26 protein-coding genes are annotated in these 22128 nt (G+C 67.7%); 12 read left to right on the top strand and 14 right to left on the bottom strand.

Annotated features, from left to right (window positions below; all coding sequences use genetic code 11):
• The first annotated feature begins 86 nt into the window (after positions 1 to 86).
• Both NL241_RS32150 and NL241_RS32155 read left to right on the top strand, forming a co-directional pair.
• Complete coding sequence (locus tag NL241_RS32150; RefSeq protein ID WP_494396108.1) at positions 87 to 428, top strand: DUF3140 domain-containing protein; 342 nt, start codon at positions 87 to 89, stop codon at positions 426 to 428.
• Positions 425 to 598 (top strand): hypothetical protein, encoded by a 174-nt coding sequence (locus tag NL241_RS32155; protein ID WP_487690632.1) that lies wholly within the window; start codon positions 425 to 427, stop codon positions 596 to 598. The genes NL241_RS32150 and NL241_RS32155 overlap by 4 nt, the downstream gene beginning before the upstream one ends.
• On the opposite strand, the gene NL241_RS32160 is transcribed toward NL241_RS32155, so the two are convergent.
• The 4 genes from NL241_RS32160 to NL241_RS32175 all read right to left on the bottom strand — a co-directional run bounded on the left by NL241_RS32160 (position 585) and on the right by NL241_RS32175 (position 6212).
• The gene (locus NL241_RS32160) at positions 585 to 2006 is read right to left on the bottom strand and encodes an AMP-binding protein (protein ID WP_494396109.1); all 1422 of its coding nucleotides are present in this window, start codon (positions 2004 to 2006) and stop codon (positions 585 to 587) included. The two genes, NL241_RS32155 and NL241_RS32160, sit on opposite strands and share 14 nt — an antisense overlap.
• Entirely contained in the window at positions 2006 to 3280 is a 1275-nt protein-coding gene (gene frc, locus NL241_RS32165) for a formyl-CoA transferase (RefSeq protein WP_494396110.1), read from the bottom strand. Before frc ends, NL241_RS32160 begins: the two co-directional genes overlap by 1 nt.
• A 12-nt stretch (positions 3281 to 3292) precedes the next feature.
• Positions 3293 to 5017: an oxalyl-CoA decarboxylase gene (oxc, locus tag NL241_RS32170; protein WP_494396111.1), complete on the bottom strand. Its 1725-nt coding sequence runs from the start codon at positions 5015 to 5017 to the stop codon at positions 3293 to 3295.
• Positions 5018 to 5102: 85 nt separating this feature from the next.
• Positions 5103 to 6212 carry an alcohol dehydrogenase catalytic domain-containing protein gene (locus tag NL241_RS32175; protein ID WP_487690293.1) on the bottom strand — a complete coding sequence of 370 codons (1110 nt, stop codon included), beginning with the start codon at positions 6210 to 6212 and terminating at the stop codon, positions 5103 to 5105.
• Positions 6213 to 6264: 52 nt separating this feature from the next.
• On the opposite strand from NL241_RS32175, the gene NL241_RS32180 reads away from it, so the two are divergent.
• Positions 6265 to 6723, top strand: a complete 459-nt coding sequence (locus tag NL241_RS32180; protein WP_487690290.1) for an acyl-CoA thioesterase — start codon at positions 6265 to 6267, stop codon at positions 6721 to 6723.
• On the opposite strand, the gene NL241_RS32185 is transcribed toward NL241_RS32180, so the two are convergent.
• Positions 6720 to 7187 carry a hypothetical protein gene (locus NL241_RS32185; protein WP_494396112.1) on the bottom strand — a complete coding sequence of 156 codons (468 nt, stop codon included), beginning with the start codon at positions 7185 to 7187 and terminating at the stop codon, positions 6720 to 6722. The two genes, NL241_RS32180 and NL241_RS32185, sit on opposite strands and share 4 nt — an antisense overlap.
• Positions 7188 to 7210: 23 nt before the next feature.
• Between NL241_RS32185 and NL241_RS32190 the strand changes: the two genes are divergently transcribed.
• Positions 7211 to 7834 carry a M15 family metallopeptidase gene (locus tag NL241_RS32190; protein ID WP_494396113.1) on the top strand — a complete coding sequence of 208 codons (624 nt, stop codon included), beginning with the start codon at positions 7211 to 7213 and terminating at the stop codon, positions 7832 to 7834.
• On the opposite strand, the gene NL241_RS32195 is transcribed toward NL241_RS32190, so the two are convergent.
• Both NL241_RS32195 and NL241_RS32200 read right to left on the bottom strand, forming a co-directional pair.
• On the bottom strand, positions 7809 to 8993 hold the full coding sequence (locus NL241_RS32195; RefSeq protein ID WP_494396114.1) for a metallophosphoesterase: 1185 nt from the start codon (positions 8991 to 8993) through the stop codon (positions 7809 to 7811). The genes NL241_RS32190 and NL241_RS32195 overlap by 26 nt on opposite strands.
• 31 nt (positions 8994 to 9024) lie before the next feature.
• A complete protein-coding gene (locus NL241_RS32200) occupies positions 9025 to 9837 on the bottom strand; it encodes a PHP domain-containing protein (RefSeq protein WP_494396115.1) in 813 nt (270 codons plus the stop codon).
• 19 nt (positions 9838 to 9856) lie between these two features.
• On the opposite strand from NL241_RS32200, the gene NL241_RS32205 reads away from it, so the two are divergent.
• Complete coding sequence (locus tag NL241_RS32205; RefSeq protein ID WP_494396116.1) at positions 9857 to 10816, top strand: enolase C-terminal domain-like protein; 960 nt, start codon at positions 9857 to 9859, stop codon at positions 10814 to 10816.
• A 73-nt stretch (positions 10817 to 10889) separates the two neighbouring features.
• Positions 10890 to 11588 carry a GAF and ANTAR domain-containing protein gene (locus NL241_RS32210; protein WP_494396117.1) on the top strand — a complete coding sequence of 233 codons (699 nt, stop codon included), beginning with the start codon at positions 10890 to 10892 and terminating at the stop codon, positions 11586 to 11588.
• 20 nt (positions 11589 to 11608) lie between these two features.
• Here NL241_RS32210 and NL241_RS32215 read toward each other — a convergent pair whose 3' ends face one another.
• Positions 11609 to 12154, bottom strand: a complete 546-nt coding sequence (locus NL241_RS32215; RefSeq protein ID WP_487690272.1) for a DUF302 domain-containing protein — start codon at positions 12152 to 12154, stop codon at positions 11609 to 11611.
• 119 nt (positions 12155 to 12273) lie between these two features.
• Here NL241_RS32215 and NL241_RS32220 point away from each other — a divergent pair, with 119 nt between their 5' ends.
• Positions 12274 to 13206 carry a phosphotransferase gene (locus tag NL241_RS32220; protein ID WP_494396118.1) on the top strand — a complete coding sequence of 311 codons (933 nt, stop codon included), beginning with the start codon at positions 12274 to 12276 and terminating at the stop codon, positions 13204 to 13206.
• On the opposite strand, the gene NL241_RS32225 is transcribed toward NL241_RS32220, so the two are convergent.
• Both NL241_RS32225 and NL241_RS32230 read right to left on the bottom strand, forming a co-directional pair.
• Complete coding sequence (locus NL241_RS32225) at positions 13201 to 13995, bottom strand: serine hydrolase (RefSeq protein WP_494396119.1); 795 nt, start codon at positions 13993 to 13995, stop codon at positions 13201 to 13203. The genes NL241_RS32220 and NL241_RS32225 overlap by 6 nt on opposite strands.
• 45 nt (positions 13996 to 14040) lie before the next feature.
• Positions 14041 to 14736: a fumarylacetoacetate hydrolase family protein gene (locus NL241_RS32230; protein WP_494396120.1), complete on the bottom strand. Its 696-nt coding sequence runs from the start codon at positions 14734 to 14736 to the stop codon at positions 14041 to 14043.
• Between the two features lie 174 nt (positions 14737 to 14910).
• Between NL241_RS32230 and NL241_RS32235 the strand changes: the two genes are divergently transcribed.
• The 5 genes from NL241_RS32235 to NL241_RS32255 are packed head-to-tail and all read left to right on the top strand — an operon-like array spanning position 14911 to position 19434.
• On the top strand, positions 14911 to 15861 hold the full coding sequence (locus NL241_RS32235) for a TauD/TfdA dioxygenase family protein (protein WP_487690261.1): 951 nt from the start codon (positions 14911 to 14913) through the stop codon (positions 15859 to 15861).
• Position 15862: 1 nt separating this feature from the next.
• A complete protein-coding gene (locus tag NL241_RS32240) occupies positions 15863 to 16708 on the top strand; it encodes an ABC transporter permease (RefSeq protein WP_494396121.1) in 846 nt (281 codons plus the stop codon).
• Positions 16695 to 17426 (top strand): ABC transporter ATP-binding protein, encoded by a 732-nt coding sequence (locus NL241_RS32245; protein ID WP_487690255.1) that lies wholly within the window; start codon positions 16695 to 16697, stop codon positions 17424 to 17426. Before NL241_RS32240 ends, NL241_RS32245 begins: the two co-directional genes overlap by 14 nt.
• 10 nt (positions 17427 to 17436) lie before the next feature.
• On the top strand, positions 17437 to 18492 hold the full coding sequence (locus NL241_RS32250; RefSeq protein ID WP_487690252.1) for a PhnD/SsuA/transferrin family substrate-binding protein: 1056 nt from the start codon (positions 17437 to 17439) through the stop codon (positions 18490 to 18492).
• Between the two features lie 15 nt (positions 18493 to 18507).
• Positions 18508 to 19434: a TauD/TfdA dioxygenase family protein gene (locus tag NL241_RS32255; RefSeq protein ID WP_494396122.1), complete on the top strand. Its 927-nt coding sequence runs from the start codon at positions 18508 to 18510 to the stop codon at positions 19432 to 19434.
• Positions 19435 to 19476: 42 nt separating this feature from the next.
• Here NL241_RS32255 and NL241_RS32260 read toward each other — a convergent pair whose 3' ends face one another.
• Genes NL241_RS32260 through NL241_RS32275 form a run of 4 tightly spaced genes read right to left on the bottom strand, consistent with a single transcriptional unit; the run spans position 19477 to position 22110 of the window.
• On the bottom strand, positions 19477 to 20430 hold the full coding sequence (locus NL241_RS32260) for a TIGR03557 family F420-dependent LLM class oxidoreductase (RefSeq protein WP_494396123.1): 954 nt from the start codon (positions 20428 to 20430) through the stop codon (positions 19477 to 19479).
• A 38-nt stretch (positions 20431 to 20468) separates the two neighbouring features.
• Positions 20469 to 20903 (bottom strand): DUF5313 domain-containing protein, encoded by a 435-nt coding sequence (locus tag NL241_RS32265; RefSeq protein ID WP_487690243.1) that lies wholly within the window; start codon positions 20901 to 20903, stop codon positions 20469 to 20471.
• Between the two features lie 21 nt (positions 20904 to 20924).
• Positions 20925 to 21401 carry a MarR family winged helix-turn-helix transcriptional regulator gene (locus NL241_RS32270; protein WP_487690612.1) on the bottom strand — a complete coding sequence of 159 codons (477 nt, stop codon included), beginning with the start codon at positions 21399 to 21401 and terminating at the stop codon, positions 20925 to 20927.
• 43 nt (positions 21402 to 21444) lie between these two features.
• Entirely contained in the window at positions 21445 to 22110 is a 666-nt protein-coding gene (locus NL241_RS32275; protein WP_487690240.1) for a hypothetical protein, read from the bottom strand.
• Between the last annotated feature and the right edge of the window lie 18 nt (positions 22111 to 22128).

The following is a 22128-nucleotide window of genomic DNA, read 5'->3' on the forward strand; positions in this document are numbered from 1 at the left end:
AATCGGATGTCCGGATTCGATCGCGCCCAGACGGGTAGCCGTTGGGGACCACCGAAAAACCGCCGACGAAACGGGAGGTGAGCCGCGTGTCCGCACACGTGGACGTCGACAGCGAACTGTGGAATGAATTCCACCGCGTTGTGAACATGACCTCGCGGGAGCTCTCGGAGTGGTTGCGCACCCGTGCGGCCACCGAGGACGCCGAGGAATTGCCCGACCAGGCCGGTAGCGAAACAGGTAAACACGTTCTGGCGATCCTGCAGAAACGCCGGACCGATCTGACCGACGACGACGTCCGGGTGATGCGCAACGTCGTCGACCGCATCCGTGCCGAGCGCGGCGACGAACCGGAACCCACTGCCGGTCAGGCGCACTGGCGCTACCGGCTGATGACACTCGGGCACGATCCCCTCAAGGAGGGACGATGATGGAACGCGGAAGCTCCAAACACAGTGCACGCGAGGACGACTCGCTCAAAGCCGAGCTACAGGGCACCATCAAGGGCAATCGCTCCAGTCGCGCCGAAGAGTGGCGTGATCCCGAGCCGCCTGCCGACGACGATCCCGACGTGCCGACCGCGGGCCCTACCGACCGCTGAGCGCCGTTGCCAGGCCGCGCGACACCGCGGCACGGTCGATGTCCTTCTTCGCGGTCAGAGGAAGTTCACCCACCGTCATGATGCGCTGTGGGATCTCGAACGGCGCCAGTAGGCTGCGGCAGTACTCGGTGAGTGCAGCCATGTCGACGGGTGCCGACGAGCGGGTGACCACCGCTGCGGCCACCTGTTCGCCATAGAGGTCGTCGGGCACCCCCACCACGGCGGCCTGGACGATACCGGGGAAGGTCAACAGGACCTGTTCGACGTGCTCCGGGGAGATCTTCTCGCCACCGCGGTTGATCAGGTTCTTGATCCGCCCGGTGACCACCAGGTTGCCGTCGAGGTCCAGCACGCCGAGATCGCCTGTCCGCAGCCAGCCGTCGCGGAACGGATCCGCGGGCTGTGTTCCGAGATACCCGCGCATCACCGTCGGCCCGCAGAACATGATCTCTCCTGACTCACCTGGGCCGCACTCGTTCCCGTCGCTGCCGACGACGCGCGCGACGAGTCCCGCGGGCGTTCCCACGGTGTGTAGACGCACCGGAAGCGCGTCGCCGGGCCGCACCGAACTGGCCTGGTGGGTGGTCTCGGTCATCCCGTACGCCGCCACCACCTGTGTGTCGAACCGCGCTTCCAGTTCGGTGACCAGATCCGGGCTCAGCGGCGCGCTGCAGCTGCGGATGAACCGCAGCGCCGGCAGCACATCACCGCGTTGCAGGACTATCCGGTGAATGGTCGGCACCGCGGTGTACCACGTCGCTCCTGCGGCCCTCATGTCGTCGGCGAACGTGTGCGCGGTGAACCTGCCGTGGCTCGGCAGCAGGACCGCGCCCCCGGCGGTGAGGGTGGCCAACAGCGCCGCCACCAGGCCGTGCCCGTGGAACAACGGCATCACCGCCACAGTGGCATCGGCCGCGCTGAGCCCGTAGCTGTCGACCACCGCCGCAACGCCGGCGGACAGGCCGGTGTGGGTCCAGGGCACCATCTTCGGCGTACCGGTCGTCCCGGAGGTCAGCATCACCAGCGCGTCGTCCCCGCCCAGACCCACCGGCCCCGCCACATCACGGAGTTCACCGACGGCGGCCTGCCCGTCGGCCAGCACGGTCCGTGCTCCCACCAGGTCGAGACGGCGGTGCCGCTCCTCGTCCGGCAGCGCGGGATCCAACGGGGCCGCCACCATCCCGGCGCTGGTGGCCGCCAACAGGTTCACCACATAGTCGACGCTGTTGCGGCCCTGGATCCCGATCACCTCACCCGGGCGCAGCCCCTGGCGCGTGAGCGCGGCGGCACGGACGGAAACCCGTTGCCCGAGTTCGGCATACGTGATCTGCTCGCGCTCGTCCCCGGCGATCAGTGCCGTCGACTGCGGCGCGGCATCGGCCAGCAGATCCGCCAAGTGTTGCCACATCAGCGTTGCGCCAGGTGGGTTTCACGGATGATCCCCGCGGTGCTGAGCCCGGCGATCTGCTCGTCGGTGTAGCCCAGGCCGGTCAGCACTTCGGTGCTGTGCTCACCCAGCAGTGGCGCACCCGTGATCTGCGGGGTGAAATCGGAGAACTTGACCGGGCTGCCGACGGTCAGGAACTTGCCGCGCCCCTCCTGCTCCACCTCCACGACGGTGCCACTGGCGCGCAGGGCGGGATCGTAGGCGATCTCCTTCATGCTGAGCACCGGCGCGCACGGCACGTCGTACCTGCGCAGGATGTCGACCGCTTCGTATTTGGTCTTGTCGGACAGCCACTTCTCGATATCGGCGAAGATGTCGAAAAGGTGTGGTTGCCGGGCGGCCGCCGTGCGGTAGGCGGGATCGTCCACCCACTGCGGCTTGCCCAGCGCCTCACACGTCTTGGCCCAGTTCTGTTCCTGGATGGTGAAGTAGATGTAGGCGTTCGGATCATCCTGCCAGCCTTTGCATTTGAGCACCCAGCCGGGCTGCCCGCCGCCGCCGGCATTGCCGCCGCGGGGCACCGCGTCACCGAACGTGCCGTTGGGGTACTGCGGATACTCTTCCAGGTATCCGACCGCTTCGAGCCGTTCCTGGTCCCGCAGCTTCACTCGGCACAGGTTCAGTACGGCGTCCTGCATCGACACCGAGACCTTCTGTCCTACGCCGGTTTTCTCGCGAGCCAGCAGCGCTGTCAACAACCCGATCAGCAGGTGCATACCGGTGTTGCTGTCCCCGAGCGCCGCCGCACTCACCGTCGGCGGGCCGTCCCAGAACCCGGTGGTGGATGCGGCACCGCCGGCGGCCTGGGCGACGTTCTCGTAGACCTTCAGATCCTTCCAGGGGGACTCGTCGTTGAATCCCTTGACCGATCCGAAGATCAGACGCGGGTTGATCTCGTGAATGTGTTCCCAGGACAAGCCCATCCGATCCATCGCGCCGGGAGCGAAGTTCTCCACCAGGATGTCGGCGCCGCGGATCAGCTTCTCCATGACCTCGAGACCCTCCGGAGTCTTGGTGTTGATGGCCAGCGATTTCTTGTTGCTGTTGAGCATGGTGAAGTACAAAGCGTCCAGTTCCGGGACGTCGCGCAGTTGGTGCCGGGTCACGTCACCCCCGGTCACCCGCTCGACCTTGAGGACGTCGGCTCCGAACCAGGCGAGCATCTGCGTACAAGCCGGTCCGGCTTGCACGCCGGTGAAGTCGATGACCTTGATACCGGCCAGCGGTGCAGTCATGGCGATGTCCTTTCAGTGGGCAGCTTGCAGTGCGCTGCGCGGATTGAGGTTGGTCAGATGTCCGCTCTCGGTGCCGGCATGGATGTCGAGTTCGCAGTCGATGAGTGCCGGCCGCCGCGCGGCGATCGCTTCGATGAGTGCGGACTGCAGTTCTGCGGAGGTACGCACGTGGTGGCCGGTGCCGCCGAACGCCTGGATGAGGTGTTCGTGATGGGCGCGGGCGGCCAGTACCGTCGGAGCGGGGTCAGGGGCCTCGGGGCCGCCGAAACGAGATGGGTCGTCGCCGCGGTACACCCCGCCGTTGTTGAGGATGACGACGGTGACGGGAAGCTGGTAACGGCAGATGGTTTCGATCTCCATGCCGCTGAATCCGAACGCGCTGTCACCCTCGATCGCCACCACCGGCTGGCCCGACTCCACCGCCGCGGCGATGGCGTATCCGAGGCCGATTCCCATGACGCCCCAGGTGCCGCAATCGAGGCGGTGGCGTGGCACGGTCATGCCCAGCACGTTGCGCCCGATATCGAGGGTGTTGGCGCCTTCGTTGACGACGTACGCCTCCGGGTGGTCGCGCAACACGTCGCGCACTGCGCGCAGTGCGTTGTAGAACCGCATGGGTTCGGGGTCTTCGGCCAGTCGGGTCGCCATCTTGGCGTCGTTGACGCGGGTGCGTTCGGCCAGCTCGTGCCGCCAGGCCTGCGGACAGCTGACCGGGTGCCGGTCCAGGGTGTCCACCAGGGCGCTGAGCACCGAGCCGATGTCACCGGCCAGGGGCACCGCGGTCGGCTGGTTGCTGTCGAATTCCGCTGCATCGATGTCGATCTGGATGAACTTGGCGGTCGGCGCCCACTGCGGTGCCTCGCCGTGGGCGAGCAGCCAGTTCAGCCGCGCTCCGATCAGCAGCACCACGTCGGCCTCGGCCAACGCCAGTGAACGGGCCGCTGCAGCCGATTGCGGATGGTCATCGGGCAGCAGGCCTTTGGCCATCGACATCGGGATGAACGGGATGCCGGTCTGCTCGACGAAGTTCGTGATGGTGTCGTCGGCCTGCGAGTACGCAGCGCCCTTGCCGAGGACGATCAGCGGTCGCTGCGCCTGGGCCAACAGGCCGATCGCCTCCAGGACGCTGCGGTGTGACGGGAATTGCGGTGGTGCAGGGTCGTTGACCTTCCAAACCGATGCCGCACCGGCGGCGGCGTCGATGGTCTGCGCCAGCACCGATGCGGGGATGTCGAGGTACACCCCGCCGGGCCGGCCCGACACGGCGGTGCGGATGGCGCGGGCCACCCCTCGGCCGATGTCTTCCACCCGGTTGATGCGAAAGCTGGCCTTGGCGAACTGCTTTGCGGCGTTCATCTGATCCAGTTCTTCGTAATCGCCGCGCTGCAGATCTACGATCGCGCGGTCACTGGAGCCTGCGATGTGCACCATCGGGAAGCAGTTGACGGTGGCGTTGGCCAGCGCCACCATGCCGTTGAGGAAGCCGGGTCCCGAAACGGTCAGCAGGATGCCGGGTTTCTTGGTCAAGAAGCCCGCTGCCGCTGCGGCATGGCCGGCCGCGGACTCGTGCCGGAAGCCGATGTAACGGATTCCAGAGGCCTGAGCCAGCCGGGCGAGGTCGGTGATGGGGATGCCGACCACGCCGTAGATGGTCTCGACGTCGTTGAGCTCGAGCGCGTCGACAACGAGGTGGAAGCCGTCGGTCAAAGTGTCCGCGTGTTGCGCTGTCTCGGTCATGTACCGAGTGTCATGCGCGGTGGGCGGCAGAACCACCGGGCTGGCTGGACACCCTCAGGTAGTGCTAGCCGCCATTACCGCGGCCTCACCCGAATTCGATCACCTGGCGCACCGCCCGGCCGTCGGCGAGTTCATCCATCCCGTGGTTGATCTCGTCGAGGGTGATGGTCGCCGAGACCAGCGACTCGACGGGCAACCGGCCCGATCGCCACAACTCGACGAAACGGGGAATGTCGCGCGCCGGCACCGCCGAACCCAGGTAGCTGCCGATCAGCGACCTGCCTTCGGCCACGAACCCCAACGGGGACAACGTGATCCGCGCATCTGGGCGCGGCAGGCCGACGGTGATGGTGCGGCCGCCCGGCCCGGTGAGCGCGACGGCGGTCTCCAACGCCGCGGGATGGCCCACCGCCTCGATCACCACGGGAGCCTTGATCCCGGCCTCGACGGCTTCATCCGGGGTGTACACCTCATGCGCACCGGCAGCCGACGCGTCCGCGAGCTTGTCGGGTAGCCGGTCCACCCCGACCACGCGCACATCGTCGTGAGCCAGGGCGGTGAGCACCGCGGCCATCCCGACCCCGCCGAGGCCCACCACCACCACGGTCTGGCCGGCTCGCGGCTGCCCGGCGTTGAGCACCGCACCGCCGCCGGTGAGCACCGCACAGCCCAGCAGCGAAGCCACCGTCGGCGGCACATCCGCATCGACGGGCACCACCGACCGCCGGTCCACCACGGCATGCGTGGCAAACCCCGACACCCCGAGATGATGCAGAACCGGTTGCCCGGCCCGGTTCAGCCGGACCGCACCGCTCATCAGGGTGCCGGCACCGTTGGCGGCACTGCCGGGGATGCAGGGCGCCAAGCCGTCGGTGGCGCACGCCGAACACTCACCGCAGCGGGGCAGGAAGGTCATCACCACCCGCTGGCCGACCGACAGATCGGAGCTGCCCCCGACCTGCTCGACCACACCGGCGGCTTCATGGCCCAGCAGCATCGGCATCGGCCGGACCCGGTTGCCGTCGACGACGGACAGATCCGAGTGGCACAGCCCCGCGGCCTCGATGCGGATGAGCAGCTCACCCTCACCCGGTGCATCGAGTTCGAGCTCGGCGATGTGCAGCGGAGTGGAGTCGGTGTAGGGCCGCGAAAGCCCGATCTCGTCGAGCACTGCACCGCGAATGGAGATGGTCATGACTTTGCCTCCTAACTACGCCTAGCCTGCCGCACCTGCCAGACTGCAGCGCATGGACACCAACGAACGCGCCTTGACCAGCGCCGACTTCCCGGTGCACTGGCCGGTGCTGACCCGCTGGACCGACAACGACATGTTCGGCCACCTCAACAATGCGGTGTACTACGCGCTGTTCGACACCGCCATCAACGCCTGGATCAACACCAGTACCGGCGTGGACCCGTTGACGGCGCCGTGGCTGGGAGTGGTCGCCGAGTCCGGCTGCCGCTACTACGCCGAGCTGAAGTTCCCCGACCCGCTGATGATCGGCCTGGCCGTGGCGAAGCTCGGCCGCAGCAGCGTCACGTACCGACTGAGCGCGTTTCAATCAGGGGCAGGCGAAACCGACCAGCAGCATCCGGTGGCCGCCGTCGGGCACTGGACCCACGTGTACGTCGACCGCACCACCCGCCGACCGGTGCCGATTCCCGACGTCATCCGTGCGCTGTTGGAGACCGCGGAACGCGATTAGCCACACAACCCCTTCAGCGTGCCGTTGAGCGCGTCGATCTCCTGCAGCCGCGCGGCCTGGGCCGGGTCCGTGTTCAGCGCGCCCGCCGTGGCGGCGGCACCGAAATCCATCAGGGCCTCACCGAACTTCTGCAGCGGTTCGGCCAGCTCAGCCGGGGTCGCCGGCGCCAGGCGCGCCAGCACGTACTGCCCGCCGCCGATCAGCGCCACCCTGGCGTTGGCCGCCGCGGCGAGCGCGCCGGTGACATCTCCACCGGAGGTGGCCAGGTTGGTGTTGGTGGCCACCCCGGTGCGGACCGTGGCGTACGCCGCGCAGGCGGTGTCCTTGGCCGACGCCTGCTGCTCGACGGTGTACTCGGGGACGCGCCCGGACCGCCACCAGGTGTACACCGACACCACCAGCGCGACAGCGGCCATCACACACGCCAACGCGGCCAGAATCACGGCGCCGCGCGATCGTTGCATGCCGTAGATCGTAGAGTTTGCCCATGCGGAGCGGTCGGTGGCTGGCGGCAGCGGTCTTCGTGCTGGCCGGCGGAGTGCTGGTCTTCGGCGCCGGCGCGGCACCCGCGTACGCCGAGCCACCGGCCGATCAGGACCCCGATCTGGTCGGTACCGCCGCCACCGGCCCGGTACCGCCGCAGCAACCGTTCTCGGTGGGTGACACCGCGGTCGATTCATTCGGCGGATTCCTGCCCGACGGAGTGCAAATGACCGCCTTCGACGTCGCCGACCCGATCATCGGCCGGTTGGATCCCGCGCTGCTGTCGGCGGTCCAGGAGGCCACCCGCGCCGCGGCCGCCGAGGGCGTCGAGATGCGCGTCAACTCGGGCTGGCGGTCCCGGGGTTTCCAGGAGCGGCTGTTCGACGACGGCGTGCGAACCTACGGAAGTGTCGAAGCGGCACAGCAATTCGTGGCTTCCCCGCAGACCTCCGCGCACGTCACCGGCAAAGCCGTCGACATCGGTCCACCGGAGGCGGCAGCGTGGATGTCACGCAACGGGCCGCGGTTCGGGTTGTGCCAGGTCTTCGCCAACGAACTGTGGCATTACGAGCTGACCGCCGACGGCCAGGGTGGGTGCCCGCCTATGCGACCGAACGCCGCAGGGTGAGCACGGTGATCTCACTGGGCGCGAACACCCGGAACGGCGGCCCCCAGAACCCGGTGCCCCGGCTGGTGTAGAGCTGCGTGCGGGCGCCGTGACGGCTCAGCCCGTGGACCACCGGCTGGTCAAGGCGAACCAGGACGTTGAACGGCCAGATCTGCCCGCCGTGGGTGTGCCCGGAGATCTGCAGATCCACGCCCGCCTCGACGGCCGCGGCCACCTGTTTGGGCTGGTGGGCCAACAGCAGCACCGGCGCCTGCGGGTCGGCGCCGGTCAAGGCGGTGGCCAGGTCGGCGCCGTGCCCGTCGAGTCCGGAGGCGGCGGCGGTGCGGTCGTCGACGCCGGCGATCACCAACGTGTCACCGCCCCGTTCGACCGTGATGTGCTTGTTGTGCAAGGCATCCCAGCCGATTCGCTGGAAGTGGTCGAGCCAGCCCTGCGCCTCGCTGAAGTACTCGTGGTTGCCGGTGACGTACACCTTGGCCAGCCTGCTGCGCACCCGGGCCAGCGGGGCAGCCTGCGCCTCACGGACCTCGACGGTGCCGTCGGCGACGTCACCGACATGGCAGACCACGTCGGCGTCCAGTTCGTTCACCCGCTCGATCACCGCCGCCGACCACGCGGCGCGGTCGATGGGCCCGTAGTGCGTGTCGGTGATCATCACGACACGCAGCCCGTCGAGCCCGGGCCCGAGCCGATCCAGCAGCACCTCGACCTCACGGGTGCGCGGCACCCGCATCGCCTCCCGGTTTCCCCACACCAGCAACACGGCCACCACGACCAGCACCGCGGCGGCGACCAGCCGTGACCGCACCGGGTCCGCCACACCCGCCGCAAACAGCACGGCACCGAGCACCTGGCCGATGACCGACCACACGAACAGCACCCACGCCGAGCCCAGTAGGACGTCCCCGGTGACCGCAGCCCAGTCCAGGTGCCGGCGGCCGTGCCCGAGTGTGGTCATGACGGGCAGCGCGACGAACATGGCGACCAGGACCAGGGTGCCCGTCACCACCACTGGGACAGGCCATGCGGCCGCGGGCGACAGAAGCGTCCACCAGGGCACCCCGAGCAGGATCGCCATGACGGTGAACACGATGGCCAGGCGCCGCCACCGGCGGCGACCGCGGGTTCTGGGCGCGGACTCGGCGCGGGCTTCCGACATTTCCGCCAGCGTACCGACGGTCAGCGGCCGCTCACCGGCGCCAGAAGTCGTATTCGTCACGCCCGGGCCGAAAGCCGGCGGCGGACACGATGTCCACGGCGACGTCGAAGTGCTGGCCCACCCGCAATGGCACGTGCGCGTCGCTGCCGAACGAGACGGCCCCGCCGCCCTCCTGGTACCACCACCGCATCAATGTCGCCGACGCAAGCGGGCTCGCGGTGTTGAGCTCCAGCGCCCGGCCCGAGGATGCCAATGCGCGGAACACCGCGCGGTACTCCTCCTCGTAGTCGGCTTCGACGTACTGCCCCTCAGCGCTAGGCCAGTAGCGGCGCGGATAGTCGCAGTGCGCGAGGACCTGGAAGACCCCGGAGCCCTCGACGAGATTCACCAGTTCGGCGAAGTAGTCACGCACCACATCGGCGGCCGGGCGCAACCCGAAAACACGGTCGGTGTAGACCAACCGACCGTCATGCACGATCGAGTGCAACGAGCCGAGCACCCGGTCGAACTGCGCCTGGCGCAGCACAGCCGCGACACTGCCGGCGAAGTGGTGCGGCTCGCCGGCCTCGATCCCGGTCAGGATGCGCAGTTCGGGGAACAGGTCGCGGCACTCCTGCACGCTGGCCAGGTATCCGTCCAGATCGATGGGCGAAACCCTTTCCCGCCAGACGATTTCGCCGTGCGGATGATCGTCGGCGCCCCATTCGGTGAAGTCGATGTGTTCGGTGAAGGCGACGGCGGGCAGACCTACTTCGACAGCACGCCGGCAGGTCTGCTTCATCGACGCGTGGATTCCGGTATCCCACGAGAATTCCGAGTGCACGTGATTGTCAGGAGGAAGCATCAGTGCGATCGTGCCATGCGTGAAGACACTGATCGACTTCGACAATGCCGTCGTGGTGGCACTGCCGGTACTGCCGGGCTTCGGCGAGTCAGGCCCACGCGTGTGCATGCTCATCGAAGGGCCGCAGGGGTGGGGTGAATTCAGCCCGCCCCATGACGCCGATGACCGGCACGCCGCTCGGTGGCTCACCGCGGCGGTCGAGCCAGGCACCGTGGGTTGGCCGGATCCCGTCCGCGGCCGGGTTCCTGTCGCGGTCGCGGTGCCCGCGGTCGATCCGGATGTGGCGCGCGATCTGGTGGTGTCATCGGGATGCCGCACCGCCGAAGTGACCGTCTGGGCGGGCAGCTTCGACGCTGACTGCTCGCGCGTGGAGGCGGTGCGCGATGCGCTGGGACCCGAGGGCCGGATTCGTTGCGTGGTGCGGGGCGACTGGGACGTCGAGGCCGCGGCGTCCGGGATAGCCGCCCTCCTCGGTGTCGCTGGCGCGCTCGAATATGTCGAACTCCCGGTGGACCGGGTGGATGAACTCGCCCAGGTCAGGCGCCGGGTCGATGTCCCGATCGCCGTCGACGTCGCCGGCGTCGAATCGTGGTCGACGCTGGGCGGTCACGCCGATATCGCCGTGTTGAGCTGCGCCGCCCTCGGAGGCGTGCGGCGTTCTCTGCGCGCCGCCGAGGCAACCGGCCTGCCGGGCGTGGTGCGGGCCGGGCACCAGTCGAGTGTCGGTTCGGCCGGTGCGGCGGCGCTGGCCGGAACCCTGCCCGAGCTGCCACTGGACTGTGCGATCGGCCGTCCGAGCTGGGTGACCGCCGATGTGACCACCGAAACGCGCGCGCTGGTGCCGGTGGATGGCTTCGTACCCGTCGCTCCCATGCCACCGCGACCGGAACCCGAACTGCTGGCCCGGTGGGCGCTCACCGACGGCAACACCATCCGGTGGTGGCAAGCTCGCCTCGCCCGGGCACGCTCGTTCTTGTGAGCTCGGTACAACACCGTCGGGGCCCACGGACTGCGCACTAAAGTCGACACAGACCGCAATCGAACGGACCGCCATGGACGAATACGACCCTGCAGCACTGCACCTGCGTATCGCCGACCTGGCCCGCGAGTTGCACAACTGGTCCGGCGATGAAGGCAAAGTCGTCACAGATGAGCTCGTCGCGCAGGCCGTGAAAACCGTGCCTGGTGCCCAGTACGCCGGTCTGACCGTCGTCAGCCGCAAGCGGGAAGTGACGACGCAGGCTTCCACCGACCGTTATGCGCGCATTCTCGACGAGGTCCAGCAGCGGTTCCTCGAGGGTCCATGCCTGGTCGCCGCCTGGGAACACCACACCGTGCACGTCACCGACCTCGCCGAGGACCACCGGTGGCCCAGCTACCGACAAGCCGCGCTCGACCTGACACCGATCCGGTCGATCCTGGCCTTCGAACTGTTCACCAGCCGGCAACGGCTCGGTGCGCTGAACGTCTACGCCGACGCTCCGCGGGCCTTCGACAGTGACAGCGTGGACGTGGGTGTGGTGTTCGCGACGCACGCCGCGCTGGCCTGGGACAGCGCGCGCCGGGAGGAGAACTTCCGCAGTGCACTGATGAGCCGCGATGTGATCGGCCAGGCCAAAGGCATTCTGATGGAACGGTTCCGTATCGACGCGGTGAGCGCTTTCGAGCTGCTCAAGAAACTCTCGCAGGAGTCGAACACCGCCCTCGCCGAAGTGGCACACCGGGTCACGGAGACGTCGGCGCCGGATTGATCGTGGCCTGGGCGGCAGCTTCAGGACGCTCTCCGTTCCCGCACGGCACCGGCTGCGCTGCGCAGGGCGATGGGAACCTCGCCCCCGAGCAGCTCGAGAAGCCGCGCCAACAGCTCGTCGAGGTGGAGCCCGACAGTGGTGATCTCGTCCACCCCGAAACTCGCGAACAGCAGGCTGGGTTGGTCCACCACCAAGCGGGTCTCGCCGGCCCGATCGAGGTGGATCACCGTCCGCAACGGAGCGTGCAACATCACCGCCGGATCGTGCCGGAACATCCGTTCGGCGATGACGTGATTGCCCATCAGGTACTCGGTGGCTTGCCCTGTCGACGGTGAATCAGCCAGCGCCGCACCGATATCGCCGCGGTAGTACCGCATGAATCCGTGTGGTGCACTGTCTTCCGCGGCCATCACCGCCTCGTTCCAGGTGTGCGCGGCGGCGAAAGCGGCGTAGTCCACGATCGGTACCAGACGCTCGTAACGGCTCCGCACCTCGTCGTAGGAGCCGGGGACGACCACGGACAACCGGCGGGACAGGTGCTCCACGGTGGATACGTGAGATTGCATGGTAACCAGCCTCGCGTGCCGACCGGCGCGGCCACCACCGCGCTGCCCACAATTTCCAGGTAGTGCTAGCCCCCAAAACCGCGTGACAGCGCAAGGTCGCCCGTGGCAGGGTGGCGCCGGTGATCAGCGCAGACCAACAGGCCCGCCGAAGCCAGCGGGCGACTCAGGCAGCGGTCGACGCGGCCCGAGTTCTCGGGGTGCATGTCGACACCGGGGTGGTACTGCACGATGTGTTCTCGGTGGTCGTGCACCTGAGGCCTGCTCCCCTCGTGGCGCGGGTCCAGGTGGTGATACCCCCGGGCCTGACACCAGAGTCCCAATTGCGACGGCAGCAGCGCGAACTCGATGTCGTGGCGTGGCTCGATGAGCGGGACGTCCCGGTGATCGCTCCGTCCGCCTTGGTACCGCGAGCACCGGTGCGCCACAACGGCTTCGCGATGACGTTCTGGGACCTCGCCGACCTTGCCGACGACCACGCACCGTACTCCGGTGTCGATGTGGCCTACACCGCCGAACTGAACGCTGCGCTGGCGCGGTATCCCCACCCGCTGCCGTTCCTGGCCCCGTTCAACGTCGGCGTGCCCGGCATGCTCGCCGCACTGTCCCCCTCGGACCTGCTCACCGATGCCGATATCGCCCGTGCCCGAACCGAATACGAGACCCTGCGGCCGGCGCTGTGCGACGCTGCGGCGTTCAGTCGCGCCTTCCCTGGCATCGACGTACAGCCGCTGCACGGTGACGGCCCGTCGCACAACGTCATTCGCACCAGGAGCGGCATCAGATTCTCCGACTTCGAGGACGTCACCTGCGGTCCGGTCGAGTGGGATCTGGCGATGATGGGTCCCGACGCCAACGGTGCTTACGACGCAGCGGCGCGGCGGGTGGGTCTACGGACCACCGACCCTGGGATCCAGCAGGTGATGGATGCGGCCCGCACGTTGCAGTTCATCGCGTGTGCGGCGCTGATCCCCGAGCTGCCGGTGCTGGCGCAGGGGTTGGCGCCTGCAATCGAGGTATGGCGCGCCGGCCCGCCCTTGACCGGACTGTCATGAGCCCGAACCCAGCAGGATCTCGGCCAGACGGGTGGTGGTCTGCATCCCGTCCTCGAAACCACCGTCACCATCGAGGGAGTTCATGATCGCCAGGGTGTACCGCTGGCCCGGGCCGGCGAAACCCACGCTGTTGACCACCCAGCCGCCCTGTTCCGGTGACCATCCGTTCTTGTTGCCGGGGGCCATGTCGGGCCCCGCGCCCCAGACTCCCCACTGTTGGTTGGCGTCGACGCCCTGCATCTCGGCGACGATCGCGGCAGTCTGCGCTGCCGGCAGTCTGCCGAGGGTGTAGTTCATCAACCGGTCGAGGTCGTCGGCGGTCGACTTCTGGAAACCCCAGTCCGGGTAGGTGTCACCGAAGCCCGGCTGCGGTCTCAGCCCGGTCATCCCGTAGGCCGGGAAATTGCGGTTGAACGCCATGTGGTCGGCGCCGCCGAACCGGGCCCACAATGCGTCCGCGGCATCACTGTCCGAAGAGTGCATCATGTCGGCCATCAGCTGACGGTCTTCTGCGGTGAGGCTGATCTGCCCTGCGGTGGCCCGGGTGAGCAGGTCGACCACCATGGCCAGTTTGATGGTCGATGCGGTCCAGATCATCGCCCCCGCCGCGCTGTTGCGGTGAGCCAGTCCCGTCGTCCGGTCCCGCAGCACATAGCCGACGGTGCCCGGCCGGGTTCGGAGGTACTCATCGGCCTGGGTTATCCGGGCGGCGAAATCCGCCCGGGCGGCCGGTGTCGGCGCGACGGCGAAAAGCACGCACATCAGCACCACCAGGAGCACCCGCCTCATGCGTCGACTGTCCCAGGCCGGGCGCTCACCGGCCGACAGGCGCGCTCATTCGACCGTGAAGTGCAGCTCTCCGACTCCGTCGATCCCTGCGTCCACTCGCTGGCCGCGGTCGATCCGCCCGACGCCCGACGGGGTACCCGTCATGATCAGGTCCCCGGGCTGCAGCGTGACCGAGGCGGACAGGTACGCGATGACATCGGCCACCGGCCAGATCTGGTCGGCCAGGTCACCTTCCTGTCGCAACTGATCATCGACACTGATCCAGATCCGGCCCCGGTCCGGGTGAACACCGGCCGCCGGCACCAACTCCGACACCGGGCCGGAGGCGTCGAACCCCTTCGACAGATCCCACGGCCGGCGCGCCGCCTTGGCGGCGTCCTGCAGATCACGGCGGGTGAGGTCGACCCCGACGGCGTAACCCCAGACATGCTCGAGGGCGGTCGCCGACGGGATGTCGGCCCCGCCGGCACCTAGCGCCACCACCAGCTCGATCTCGTGATGGAGATTGGCCGTCTGCGGCGGATAGGGCGCGACGCCGGCCGGGCCACCTTGATACCCCTCGGTCACGGTGAAGACGGCATCGGCCGGCTTGGCGAAGTAGAACGGCGGCTCGCGGTCGGGGTCGGCGCCCATCTCGCGGGCGTGGTCGGCATAGTTGCGTCCGACGCAGTACACCCGCCGTACCGGGAACCGCTCGGTCGAATTCCGCACGGCGAGGGTCGGCTGGGCGATGGTGAACATAGGGCTACCTGCGACTTTCGCTCGACTTCAGATTGAATCCAATTGTGCCGTACCGGGTGTCAGCGCCCGCCGGCGGCCTTCTTTTCACGCCGATTCAAACCCGTAGCCATCCGGCAATTCCCCGTTAACGTCGAATACCAGGATCTTGCAACCACTTTCGAGGGGGAAGTGTCGATGACTGCTGCCACCGATGATGTTACGGCCACCGCTGTGCAGATTTCGCCGCTGTCCGGCTGGACCGGAGCCCTGATCAGCGGGGTCGATCTGGCGACACCGCTGACCGAACCCGAGAAGGCGGCGATCCGCGCCGCGCTGCACAAGTGGAAGGTGGTGTTCTTCCGGGATCAGACCCTCGATCACGCTGCACAGATCGCGTTCGGCGCTCAGTTCGGCGCGGTGACACCGGGACACCCCTACGAAGGTGACTCCGCCCCGCCCGGTTTCCCGCAGATCCACACGGTCTCACCCGCTGCCTACGATCACCGGTACGGCACCAAGTACCGCAAGCGGCAGAGTCCCAACGGTCCTGGTTGGCACGCCGACGTCACACCCCTGATCAATCCGCCGTCACATTCGATCCTGCGCGCCGAGGTGGTGCCACCGTTCGGCGGCGACACCCAGTTCACCAACGTCGCTGCCGTGTATCAGGGCCTGTCCGAGTCGGTCCGGGAGTTCATCGGCGAGCTGCGTGCCGAACACCGGTTCGGCACGCACGTCGGCGCCGACCGCAGCTCGGAGAAGATCGGCGATCTGGTGCGCTCCAATCCACTGGCTTCGGTGCACCCCGTGGTGCGGATCCATCCCGAGACCAAGGAACCGGTGGTCTACGTCAACCCGTCGTTCACCCGGGAGATCGTGGATCTGTCACCGCGCGAGAGCCGGCACATCCTGGATCTGCTGTTCGAGGAGATCGCCCGCCCCGAGTACTCGGTGCGGTTCAAGTGGGAGCCGGGCAGCGTCGCGTTCTGGGACAACCGGGCGGCGCTGCACCTGGCCCCACGCGATTTCGAGCACGTCGACGGCGACCGGGTACTGCACCGCATCACGCTGGTCGGCGACATCCCCGTCGGCCCCGACGGCCGTCAGTCGGAATCGATCTCAGGCGAGTTCTTCGGAGCAGCCTGACATGGCCACGGTGCTCCCCCGCGCGCGCAGCGCAGCGGTGCTGGTGGACCCGCGTGCGCTGATCAGCAAGCGGCAGCGGCGCCAGCTGGTGCCACGCTGGCTGCAACGCCTGTTCGGCCCGGTCCTGCTTGTCGCACTGTGGCAAATTCTTTCCACCACAGGTGTTTTCGATGAGCGGACCGTCCCGCCACCCACCCGGGTGCTGGCCGCGGCGGTGGACCTGATCGCGGCGGGTTCGCTGCAGGAGCACCTGGTCACGAGCCTGCTGAGGGTCGGCTACGGCGCGGTGTTCGGCATCGCCCTGGGTCTGGTCCTGGCACTGATCGCGGGGCTTTCCCGGATCGGCGAGAACTTCGTGGACGCCAACATGGAGGTTCTGCGCGCGGTACCGAACTTCGCGCTCGTTCCGTTGCTCATCGTCTGGTTCGGCATCAGCGAGGTCCCCAAGATCACGCTGATAACCCTCGCGGTGGCGGTCGCCATCTACATCAACACCTTCAGTGCGATCCGCAGCGTCGACGCCGGCCTGGTCGAGGCCGCCCGCTCGTTCGGCGCCGGGCGGGCCGAGCTGATCTACCGGGTCATCATCCCCGGTTCACTGCCCGGGTTCCTGGTGGGCCTGCGGCTGGCCCTGACCGCCTCCTGGCTGTCGCTGATTTTCGCCGAGACCATCAACGCCAAGAAGGGTCTGGGCCGCATGATGACCGACGCCCGCGAGTACTTCCAGATCGACGTGGTGTTCGTCCTCATCGCGGTGTACGCGATCCTCGGGCTCACCTCGATCCTCATCGTGCGCTTCCTGGAGGCGCGCCTGCTCACCTGGAGACGTGCGTATGACGGCGACTGAAACGCTCACCGAGACCGTCGTCATCGCCCGCGATGTCCGGAAGTCGTTCGGCGAGAACGTTGTTCTGGACGGACTCGACCTCGAGATCCGGTCAGGAGAGTTCGTTGCGCTGCTGGGCCGCAGCGGGTCGGGCAAGAGCACCTTCCTGCGGGCCCTCGGCGCGCTGGACGCCGAGTTCACCGGTGACGTCCGGGTTCCGGAACGCCGGGCCATCGTGTTCCAGGATCCGCGGCTGTTGCCATGGCAGCGGGTGCTGACGAACGTGACCATCGGCCTACCCGCCTCGGCGGCGGTACGGGCCAAGGCCCGCGCGGCACTCGACGAGGTGAACCTCGCCGACAAGGCCAAGGTCTGGCCGCGCACCCTCTCCGGCGGTGAAGCGCAGCGAGTCGCACTGGCGCGGGCCCTGGTTCGCGAACCACAGCTGCTGCTGCTCGACGAGCCGTTCGGCGCCCTGGATGCGCTCACCCGCATCAAGATGCACGGCCTGCTGGTCGACCTGTGCCGCAGGCACACCCCCGCGGTCCTGCTCGTCACCCACGACGTCGACGAAGCCATCTTGCTGGCCGACCGCGTCATCGTGCTGACCGATGGCGTCATCTCCCTGGATGTCGACGTCACGGTGCCCAAACCCCGGGCCCGCGACTCACACGAGTTCGCCACCCTGCGCCGGCAACTGCTCGCCGAACTCGGCGTCACCGGCGAAATCCAACTCTGAGGACAACCCCATGTCATATCTGAAAGTGTCTGCCCTGCTTGCTGTCTCGCTGCTCTCTGCAGCATGTGGACTGTCCGATGACGGCACGGAAGAGGCCATCGATTCCGTACAGATCGCCACCAACACCGACGTTCCCGCAGGCACCGCGATCGTGGTCGCCGAGCAGAACGCCACCCAGTCACTGCCGTGGAATCTCGCCGACGCCGGCAAGGACGCCCCCTACAGCGTCGAGTTCGCCGATTTCAGCGGCGGCGCGGCGGTGATCGAAGCGTTGCGTTCCGGCGCCGCGGACATCGGCTCGATCGGCGAAGCGCCGGTGCCGATCGCAGTGGACAGCGGTGTCACCGATCTGGTCACCATCGGCCTACAAGCCAATCCGGGCACGAGTGGTGGTTACTACCTGGTGGCCAAGCCCGACAGCGGGATCGACTCCATCGAAGACCTGCGCGGCAAACGGGTGGCCTACCCGCCGGGTTCCGGCCGCCATATGGTGACCGCGGCCCTGTTGAAGAAGCACGGGCTGGACCTGCGCACCGATGTGCAACCGGTGGAACTGGCCGGCGCAGAGGTGGTTCCGACCTTCGCGGCCGGTGCGGTCGAGGCGGCGATCGTCCTGGGCAACCAGTACTACCAGCTGGGTGAACCGCCGATCCTGGGCGACGGCACCGGAATCAACACCGGTATCCAGAGCCTGATCGTCCGCAAAGACGTTCTCGATGACCCCGCCAAGGCCGCGGCGATCGGTGACTACGTGGGACGCGCTGTGGCAGCCAACAATTGGAAGGACACCCACGCCGACGAGTGGATCAACGCCTATTACGTCGAGCAGCAGGGCATCACCTACGACCAGGGCAAGAAGCTCTACGAGGAGGACGGGGTGGCCTCCTACTACCCGATCGACGACGAGTCCACCGCCCTGTTCCAGACGGTCGCCGACGGGTTGCACGAGACCGGCACCACCAAGACGTTGGTGGACGTGACCCCGTACGTCGACGGCCGCTACAACGACATCGTCACCGCCCAGAACGAGCTCGACGGTGTGACACCCAAGCCGATCAACCAGTGACAAGGAGACCAGCCAGTGACCCAGGTAGCCCACACCGCGCAAGCCGTTGACGTCCGACCCCAATCAGGGTGGACCGGAGCCGAGATCCGGGGCGTCGACCTGACCCGGCCGCTGGATTCCGCGCAGACCGCGGACATCCGCGCCGCGCTGCTGAAATGGAAAGTGGTGTTCTTCCGCGATCAGTTCATCGACCACGACGATCACCTGCGTTTCGCATCGGCCTTCGGCGCACCGACACCGGCCCATCCACTGTTCGACTCGATCGCCGACGCGAACTACCCGACCATCTACCCGATCTTCCGGGACCGCTTCAAATCCCGCTACGGCGCCACCCGGGGATTCGACAAGCCGAACTGGCATGCCGATGTCACCGCGGCGGTCAACCCGCCGGCGGCCTCCATTTTGCGGGCGGAGGTGATCCCGCCCTACGGCGGTGACACCCAATGGTCGAACACCGTCGCGGCCTATGCCGGCCTGTCCGCACCGGTGCAGAGGCTGGCCGAGACACTTCGTGCGGTACACCGCTTTTCACCCCCGGACGGAACCACCGCCACCGAGGACTATCAGCGCCGGGTCAATCAGCGGCCACTGCTCACCGAGCATCCTGTGGTGCGGGTGCACCCCGAGACCGGTGAGAAAGCCCTGTACGTGAACCCCGGTTTCACCACCCACATCGTCGGCGTCTCACCACACGAGAGTCGGCGGCTGCTGGGCCTGTTCTACGACGAGCTCGCCCGGCCCGAGTACACCGTCCGGTTCAAGTGGGAGCCCGGCAGTATCGCGTTTTGGGACAACCGCTCCACCGTGCACCTGGCGCCCAGCGATCTGACCACCGACCATGACCGCCGGCTCTACCGCATCACTCTGGTGGGCGACATTCCGGTGGGCCCGGACGGCGAACCGTCGGTGGCCCTGGACGGGGAACCGTTCGAAGCGATCTGAGGGCTCACGCCCGGTGTCGGACGCAACACCGGGTCCCGGCCGTCAACGCAGCTGCGGCAGCACGTCGCGCTGCCAGGCGGTGAAGAACCCCTCGATGTCGGGCCCCACCTGCTGCACGTACACCTCGTCGGCGCCGGCGTCGACGAACTCCCTGACCTGCGCGGCGTGCTTGTCCGGATCACTGCCACAGGTCACCGACTCGGCCACCTTGTCCGGCGGCACCAGTGTCATCGCATCGGCGAAATCCTTGGGGGACGGCAACGTCTGGGCCAGCCGGCCGGGCAGTTGTTCGTTGGCCCACAACCGATGGGCGACCTCGAGCGCCTTGTCGGCGTCGGCGTCCCAGCTGACCTTCGTCCCGGCTTGCACGGGTTTGTCGCCACCGCCACCGTCGCGGAACTGCTTGATCAGGTCGGCGTCCGGCATCGTGGTGCAGTAGCCGTCGCCCACCCGGGCCGCGAGGTCAACGGCCTTGGGCCCGAAGGCCGACACGTAGATCGGCACGGGTTCGTCGGGCACGGTGTAGATGCGCGCCTCTTCGACGTCGTAGTACTCACCGCGGTGGCTGATCTTCTTGCCCGTGTGCAGCCGCCGGATCACCTCGATGGCTTCCTCCAGCATCTCCAGGCGCACTGCCGGGGCCGGCCACTGGTCGCCGAGGACGTGCTCGTTGAGCGCCTCACCGGTGCCCACCCCCAGGACGAAGCGGCCGTTCAGTTGAACGGCGGCGGTGGCGGCGGCCTGGGCGACGATGGCCGGATGCATGCGGATCAGCGGGCAGGTGACCGCGGTGGACACCGGCAGCGACGTCACCTGCGAGAGTGCACCGATGACACCCCAGACGAACGCGCTCTGCCCCTGCTCGTCGTTCCACGGGTGAAAGTGATCCGAGATCCACAGCGCGTCGAACCCAGCATCCTCGGCGCGCTTGGCCTGGTCGATCAATTGTGACGGGGTGTACTGCTCACACGACAGGAAGTAACCGATCTTCGCCATGCGTGCCTATTACCCGCATGGCCGGGGCCCACACGTCGCTAGAACGGGCTGCTGTTCGACTGCCGCTTGGCGTCCTCGGGCCGCGGGCCGAACCGGCGGATGTAGTCGTCGTGGATGTGGGCGTCGCGTTTGCGTTTGATCACGTCGACGAGGTTGGGGTCCAGGCCGTGCTGCGCCAGCCGGTGCCGACGCCACACCTTGTTCAAGGCCAGCGCCATCAGCAACGCCCAGATGTAGATCGGCGCCGTCATCTCCAGACGCACGTAGAAGGACGCGGGGATGAGCCAGATCGGTCCGAGCACCAACAGTGGCGGGATGGCGAACCGGATCATGTGACGCCTGACGGCGCCCTGGCCGGCGAGATCCTCGGCCACCCATCGCTTCATGGAATCCGGCAACCGCTTGCCGTAGGAGAAGGCGATGTACTGCCAGACATTCGGTTTGTCGGCGGTCTTCGGTTTGTCGGCGGACATGGTGCTCCTGTGTCGTCGGGTCTAGTTTTCCAGGGCGCCGGCCGCGAGTGCGGCGGCGTTCACCCGGGTGAGGACGCGGTGCAGTTGCTCGAGTTCGGCCATGTCGACCCCGAGCCGGGCGATCACGGCGGGCGGGATGGCCACCGCCCGCTCACGCAGTTCCACCCCGGCCGCGGTGAGTTCGACGGCTGTGGAGCGCTCGTCGGCGACGCTCCGGGTGCGCGTGATGAACCCCAGCGCCTCGAGGCGTTTGAGCATGGGAGAAAGGGTGGCCGAATCGAGCTGCAAGGTGGTGGCGATCTGCTTCACCGACAGCGGCCCCGGACCGTCTTTGCGGCGGTCCCAGAGTGCGAGCATCACCAGATACTGCGGGTGCGTGAGACCCAGCGGTTCGAGCAGTGGACGGTAAACCGCAAGGACCGCGCGATTGGTGACCGCCAACGCGAAACAGACTTGCTGTTCGAGTGCGAGGGGGTCGGCCTCACGTACGGTCTCGATCGTCACGCTTAGATAGTACACTAATTGTTAGTGCCCTAACGATCTACGTGCCCAGCTCTCCCGAGATCCCACGTTCGATCTGAGCCCGCGCCCGCTCCGGCAGTACCACCAGCCCCTCCAGCTCTCGCCTCGCGAGGCCGTACGCCCGCTCGCGTTCCTGTTGCGTCGCCCCGTCGTCGGTGGCCATTCTCAGCAGGTTCTGCGCGCGCGCCACCCGCTGCTGGTCGTCCTCGGCGAAGTAGCTCCGCTTGCGGCGCGTCGCTTCGGCCTCGGCGACAGCGAACGCGCTGACGTAATCCTCGACCGCGGCGCGGTACTCGGCGGCGGCATCACGGTCGTCGAGCAGCGCCTCCGCGGTTGCGGGCCGCAGCAGATCGGCGCGCCACTTGGCCCGGTGGAAACGCTCGGTGACGGGCTCGGACATGTCGGTCATCAGCGGATAGTCCAGCAAGGTGACCGGGTCGAGCTCGTACTCCAGCCATCTGGTGTCGGTGCGATCATGCTCGCCGATCGTGCGCTGGATCGCGCGCCAGCGCGCAGCCTGGTTGGTCGACCCGGTTTCGGCGACCACGGCCGGGGCCGGTGCCGTCCCCTCCGGATCCGTCGCCTGTCTCCGGAATCTCGAGACGGCCTTCGAGCCCGCGAAGATGACGCCGATCAACGGAACCACGATGATCAGCAACTCGATCAGCCGGATGACCAGGCCCACTCCTCCAGGATGCCACCT

This window comes from Mycolicibacterium sp. SMGY-1XX, from assembly GCF_059132455.1.